Source organism: Dapis purpurea BLCC-M126, from assembly GCF_050015975.1.
Taxonomy (GTDB): Bacteria; Cyanobacteriota; Cyanobacteriia; order Cyanobacteriales; family Microcoleaceae; genus Trichodesmium.
In genome coordinates, this window is the sequence record NZ_JBNHER010000303.1 from 1 (window position 1) to 6,321 (window position 6,321).

Genomic DNA, 6,321 nt, shown 5'->3' on the forward strand with positions numbered 1-6,321 from the left:
GAGTAATGAGTAAGGAGTAATGAGTAAGGAGTAATGAGTAAGGAGTAAGGAGTAAGGAGTAATGAGTAAGGAGTAAGGAGTAATGAGTCAGTATCATTGTGGTTTATTAATATGAAAACCGCTGTAATGATTTTTGTGTATGGGATTGATTTGATTTTTAATTATCACCATATGTCTATTAATTTTGTTTACTTTGCATCTGCAAAATCACTTTCAATTTAAATCAATTCAGAAAATTTTCATTGTTAACCGGGAAACCTTAACCCAATGTTCAAGTGACTAATAATTGGCGACTGATAATGTGAAATAATAAGCTGAACTTACTATATAAAAACTTTTAAAAGACTCAAATTTCACTTCTAACTTCTGACTTCCGTGAAACGGTATAAGAAGGAGAGATTTGGGTATCTAGTTTGAGTGTTGCTCAAGATTATTAGAATAGACTAAAACCAACTACAGAAACTTTTCCAGATTATTTACAAGATACAAAGGAGAGTCCGTCTCGTTAAAGTGAGAAAAGACTGGTTATTATTCACCAGGTTCTGTTCAGGAGGTTCGGGAAAGTGACTTGGATGAACTATATGATGATTTGATTAACACTATCCGTCAAGCTGTATTCCAATAGCATTAGTGATATTATGTCCGGATGAACATTGATAAATAATTAGGGAGAACTCAAGAGGGAGAAATAAGGTATTAGGAGAAGAAATTTTTTTTATCACTAATTAAGCTGACATGATACGAGAAAGTTGATGGGATATAATTATTGAAAATAGGAACTATTCCTCAAACTTCTAGTAATAAGATTCAGCCTCTGGGAGTTTCTTTTCCAGCAACGCCAATTTTTGAGTATCCTACGGTTGAAGTTCTAGCTAATTATCACAGGACAAGAACTGCTTTTTTGACAACCATATTTAAGTTATGATATTGGGTTATATCAAATCCCCCTAATTTGGTATAAGAAATTTTCCATCTTCAGCTATTAGCCACATCTTTCTAAATTCCCTTCCTTGCCTGCCTGACTGCCTAACTCATTATTTTGATTAACCAATAAAAAACCACAGCATCCGCCATTAGTGTTCGGATACAAATATATAAAATTCTTGAGTCAGGTTATAAATGCGCCCTGCTGGAATCGAACCAGCCTGAAAGCGAATTATGAGCTCGCTGCCTCCCCAATCGGCCAAAGGCGCTTATTTCTTAGCTATTATATATTAGCTGATCATTTAAGGATATAGGAATAGTTTGATATACCTTTACACTAATTTTATACTATAACATATCTTCCTGACTTCATTAAAAAATCTACAGAAAATTAAAATAGGTAACTTTGGACATTAATACATAGTACTAATTTATAGTATATCATAACAAAAAACAAGATCATACCTTAGACAGAAAAAACCATGAATTCTAGTATTTTGCTAACTCTAGGTCTGCTGGCTCTAATGTTTAGTGCTGGTTTGGGTAGTGCTTCTTGGGGATTTAAACTAGGCCGAGAAGCCTTAAAAGGAATTACTCAACCAGATACTCGTCCTACCAATAATTTAGTACCTGCTAAAGACAGTTCCAATCGTCGAGAAGAACTAGTCTTCTTAAAGGAGGAAAAAATTATTATCAATGTAAAAAATACTATTATAAATGGTGGAATAGCTGAGAAAAAAACTGCTAAAGAAGGTTCCCAGAAAAAAACAGCTAAGGCCAAGTCTTCTAAAGAAACTAAATCCAAGCAAAGTTTTCCAATTGTAAGTAGTGATGCTGGAGTAATATTGGAAGTTAATGATGTTCGCAAGTGGGGAAACTCTCTAGTCTTGGATGTTAATTTAAAAAACGAAGGAGACCGAGCTGTTAGATTTTTATACAGTTTTTTGAATATTACAGATGAACAAGGAAGAGTTCTCAGCGCCAGTACAGAGGATTTACCAGGAGAACTACCACCAAATGGTAGAAGATATTATGGTATTATTACAATCCCAATTACTTTATTAGATAATGCTAAAGAACTTTCCCTAGAACTTACAGATTATCCAGCTCAAAAGTTAAATTTGAAAATGTCTAAAATTAAAATAGATTAAGTTGATTTTGAATTTTGAGTTGGGAGTCTTTAAACTGAATTTTTTGATCAAAAATTGTAAATTTTAAACATGAAAATGTTCATAGGTCTGAGGCAAAATCAATGGCAGTAAGTTTGCTAGAGATGCCAGGCTTAGAAATGCTGATTTGGAGAGATATGACGTGGACAGATATACTGTCCCACATATTTTCGGTTTTTCTACTAATTGTCATAAATGCCTTCTTTGTTGTGGCAGAGTTTTCTATTGTTTCTGTACGAAGGTCACGCATTAATCAATTAGTAGATGAGGGTGATGTTCCAGCAAAAATTGTTCAGAAACTTCAAAGAAATATAGACCGACTACTTTCAACAACTCAGTTAGGTATTACTTTATCTAGTTTGGCTTTAGGTTGGATTGGTGAAGGAACTATGGCAGTAATTGTGAGGAATGCTATAGTCAGTGTACCACTACCTATTCATATTAGTCAAGCTATCGCCCACTCCCTAGCCATTCCTATTGTCACTTTTTTTATTTTGGCTTATCTACAAATTGTGTTGGGAGAATTATGTCCAAAGTCAGTAGCCCTACTTTATTCAGAACAGTTATCTAGATTATTAGGCCCTCTGAGTCTAGCTATCTCTCGCTTCTTTAATCCGTTTATTTGGATATTAAATCAATCTACTCATTGGTTATTACGACTGGTGGGAATTCAATATACTGCCAGTGCTTGGAAAGCACCAGTTACTCCAGAAGAATTACAATTAATTATCTCTACTTCTAGTGAATCAACAGGTTTAGAAGCAGAAGAACGACAATTACTTAGTAATGTATTTGAATTTGGAGAAGTATTAGCTGTAGAAATTATGGTTCCACGGACAAATATAAATACTATCTCTAGTACAGCTACTTTTCAAAATTTGTTAGATGAAATTCAGGTATCTAGTCATTCTCGTTATCCTGTAGTTGGTGAATCTATAGATGATATTCAGGGTATTATTGATTTTAAAGAATTGGCTAAACCTTTAGCCCAAGGGTTATTATCTCCACAGACTGCAATTTTATCTTGGATTCGTCCTGCAAGATTCGTTTCTGAACAAACCTATCTGAATGAGTTATTATCATTGATGCAAAGAATGCGTCAAATCCCAAATAGTCCTCAGCACTCAGAAATGGTAATAGTGGTAGATGAGTTTGGTGGAACTGCTGGATTAATTACACGGGAGGATTTGATTGCTGAAATTGTTAGTGGTGATAGTTATGAAGTAACGGACACTGAAGAATTTGCTTTACAAATGTTGGATGATCAGACTTTTATTGTCCAGGCACAGTTAAGTGTTGAAGAGGTTAATCAACTCTTAAATTTAGATTTACCAGTGACTGAGGATTATCAGACTTTGGGAGGATTTTTGATTTATCAATTACAAAAAATTCCCACTGGAGGAGAAAAGTTATGCTACGAAAATCTTGAGTTTACTGTTATCTCTGCTGAAGGTCCTCGTTTAGATCAAATCAAGATTCGTCAATTAGAAGAGTCAGGAATTGAGCAAACTGTTAACTTAGTTTTAGAAGATGAAACAGAGGAAACAGTGAATCGAATTTCACCAAATAAACTAATTGATTGAAAATTCAGCTTTTGTTTTGATTGACATCCTATCAGCTTATTTTTTCTGTTTTTAAAGTTAAAAGGCTTTGAATTTAATTGGCTGCTTGTCTTGCTGTTTCTAACCAATTATCATATTTTTGCTGATGATTTTTTACCCATTCTTGGGCATGACGCAAAATATCTTCTGGTTTGTCTTCACCTTCTTTAATGCGTAAACTTTCAGCATTCATATCTGCAACTGGAATTTCTACTAACTCAAACCATCTTTTAGCAACTGGGTTAGCTTCTAGAAATTTTTTATTAGCTACAATACGCTGTTTACTTCTCTGAAAGCCAAGATTTTTTCCATCTACTGATGTATCTTTTTCACTCAGATTTTTCAGAGATTCTGGTAAAGATGTGAAAGGAACTTCTAACCAGACTACATCTTCCCCTGGTTTTAAAATAGCAGATATCCAGTGAGGATTATAAGCAAAATAAAGAATAGATTCACCTTTCTCATAACGAGTGATAGCATCTGCAAGTAAAACTGTATATTGTCCTCTATTATGTTCTACAGTATCTTGTAGTCCATAAGCTTCAATTTGATGGTCTATAGTCAACTCACAAAACCAACCAGGATTACAACCAACTAAATTTGCTTTACCATCTTTATCTGAGTCAAAAAGTTTGGCTATTTCTGGATTTTTTAATTGTTCAATGTTAGTGATTTTATATTTATCGGCTGTTTTTTTATCAATTTGATATCCTTGAATTCCTGGGGGTGTTAAAGTTCCAACTCCCTCTAATTTTTCTGTACCACCAGCATTTTCAAAGAATTTCTTGTGTCCTGGTTGATAGTAAACAACACTATAGTCTAAGTCTCCATTAGCTACGGAAATATAAAGCGCTGGATAACCAATTTCTTTTGGTTTTTCTACTTTATAGCCCAGTTTTTCTAGACCGATATTGACAATGTTAGTTTGAAATGATTCTTCTATCCAGTTACTATGGGCAGTCCGAATAGTTACACTTTGAGAATTTGGAACTTGTTGACAGGAAGTAAAAATTATTAATAAACTTGTGAGGATACTTCCTAAGATAATTTTTAGGAATTTTTGTTCCATTTTTGTTCAATTGGTAAATTTTTAAGATAAAAAATAATCTTAGATTTAATATTTGATTTTTGAGTAATTTTTAGTTTAGTGAAGTAGTAATCAAAATTTGTTAAATTTACTATCAGCTTATTTTTTCTATTTTTTAAAGCTAAAAAGTTAAAAGGCTTTGAGTTTAATTAGCTGCTTGTCTTGATGTTTCTAACCAACTATCATATTTTTGCTGATGATTTTTTACCCACTCTTGAGCATGACGTAAAATATCTTCTGGTTTGTCTTCACCTTCTTTAATGCGTAAACTTTCAGCATTCATATCTGCAACTGGAATTTCTACTAACTCAAACCATCTTTTAGCAACTGGGTTAGCTTCTAGAAATTTTTTATTAGCTACAATACGCTGTTGAGTTCTAGAAAAGCCAATATTTTTTCCGTCTAGTAATGTGTCTTTTTCTGTTATATTTCTCATATCTGGTAAGGAGGTAAAAGGCACTTCTAACCAAACTACATCTTTACCTGGTTTTAAAATAGCAGATATCCAGTGAGGATTATAGGCAAAATAAAGAATGGGTTGCCCTTGTTTATAGCGAGTAATGGCATCTAGTAATAGAATATTATATTGGCCTCGACTATGTTCTACTGTATTTTCTAGTCCATAAGCTTCGATTTGATGGTCTATATTTAACTCACAAGCCCAACCAGGATTACAACCAACTAAATTTGCCTTACCATCTTTATCCCAGTCAAAAAGCTTGGCTATTTCTGGATTTTTTAATTGTTGAATGTTAGTAATTTTATATTTATCTGCTGTTTTTTTGTCTATTTGATATCCAGCTATTCCTTGAGGTGTCAAAATTCCTACTTTCTCTAATTTTTCTTCTCCACCAGCTTTTTCAAAGAATTTTTCATGTGATGGTTGGTAGTAAATGGTGCTATATTCTAAGTCTCCATTAGCTATGGAAATATAAATAGCAGAGTATTCAATTTGTTTTGGTTTTTCCACTTTGTAGCCTAGTTTTTCTAGACCTATATTGACAATATTAGTTTGAAATGACTCTTCTATCCAGGTACTATGAGCAGTCCGAATAGTTGTAGTTTGAGAATTAGGAACTTGTTGACAGGAAGTGAAAATTATTAATAAACTTGTGAGGATACTTCCTAAGATAATTTTTAGGGATTTTTGTTTCATTTTGGTTTAATTAGCAAATTTTACTATTTATTAAATATTTAATTTTCTGATGATTTTGTAGATCTATGAATAGTGGTAAGTTTACAGTTTAGGGAAAATAACTTACACTTAAACTTTAACTACTCACTCTATAATTTATCTTAGGGTAAGCATTCAGCTTTTGAACGTATTCAAGCCACTACTAAGGTTAATTAATGACTAAGAAATAAAGTGTCAAGTTACTCCTTTCAAGGGGAGAAAAACCGGTTGTTTTGCTGACACATAACTCCGTTAACAGCTCTCGCCGACTTGTTTGCGGAGCATTCCGTCCGGAAAAAGGAGAGCTTCCCTTCATTAATTGATAATGGATAATGGATAATTGATAATTACCTCTGGTTAAAACCG

The 6,321-nt window shown here is 33.3% G+C and carries 5 protein-coding genes and 1 tRNA gene; 2 read left to right on the plus strand and 4 right to left on the minus strand.

Features of this window, described 5'->3' with window-relative positions; translation table 11 throughout:
• Nucleotides 1-1,120: 1,120 nt before the first annotated feature.
• Nucleotides 1,121-1,193 (minus strand) — tRNA-Ile (locus tag ACP6PL_RS27550).
• Between the two features lie 213 nt (nt 1,194-1,406).
• On the opposite strand from ACP6PL_RS27550, the gene ACP6PL_RS27555 reads away from it, so the two are divergent.
• Both ACP6PL_RS27555 and ACP6PL_RS27560 read left to right on the plus strand, forming a co-directional pair.
• Nucleotides 1,407-2,075: a hypothetical protein gene (locus ACP6PL_RS27555; RefSeq protein ID WP_426548534.1), complete on the plus strand. Its 669-nt coding sequence runs from the start codon at nt 1,407-1,409 to the stop codon at nt 2,073-2,075.
• A 101-nt stretch (nt 2,076-2,176) separates the two neighbouring features.
• Complete coding sequence (locus ACP6PL_RS27560) at nt 2,177-3,676, plus strand: hemolysin family protein (protein ID WP_426548535.1); 1,500 nt, start codon at nt 2,177-2,179, stop codon at nt 3,674-3,676.
• Between the two features lie 73 nt (nt 3,677-3,749).
• Here the strand turns inward: ACP6PL_RS27560 and proX (ACP6PL_RS27565) are convergent, their stop codons facing one another.
• The 3 genes from proX (ACP6PL_RS27565) to ACP6PL_RS27575 all read right to left on the minus strand — a co-directional run.
• Nucleotides 3,750-4,763 (minus strand): glycine betaine/L-proline ABC transporter substrate-binding protein ProX, encoded by a 1,014-nt coding sequence (proX, locus tag ACP6PL_RS27565; RefSeq protein WP_426548536.1) that lies wholly within the window; start codon nt 4,761-4,763, stop codon nt 3,750-3,752.
• 163 nt (nt 4,764-4,926) lie between these two features.
• Nucleotides 4,927-5,937, minus strand: coding sequence for a glycine betaine/L-proline ABC transporter substrate-binding protein ProX (proX, locus tag ACP6PL_RS27570; RefSeq protein WP_426548537.1), 1,011 nt, complete (start codon nt 5,935-5,937; stop codon nt 4,927-4,929).
• Between the two features lie 187 nt (nt 5,938-6,124).
• On the minus strand, nt 6,125-6,321 hold a 197-nt coding region (locus ACP6PL_RS27575), incomplete at its 5' end, for a hypothetical protein (RefSeq protein WP_426548538.1).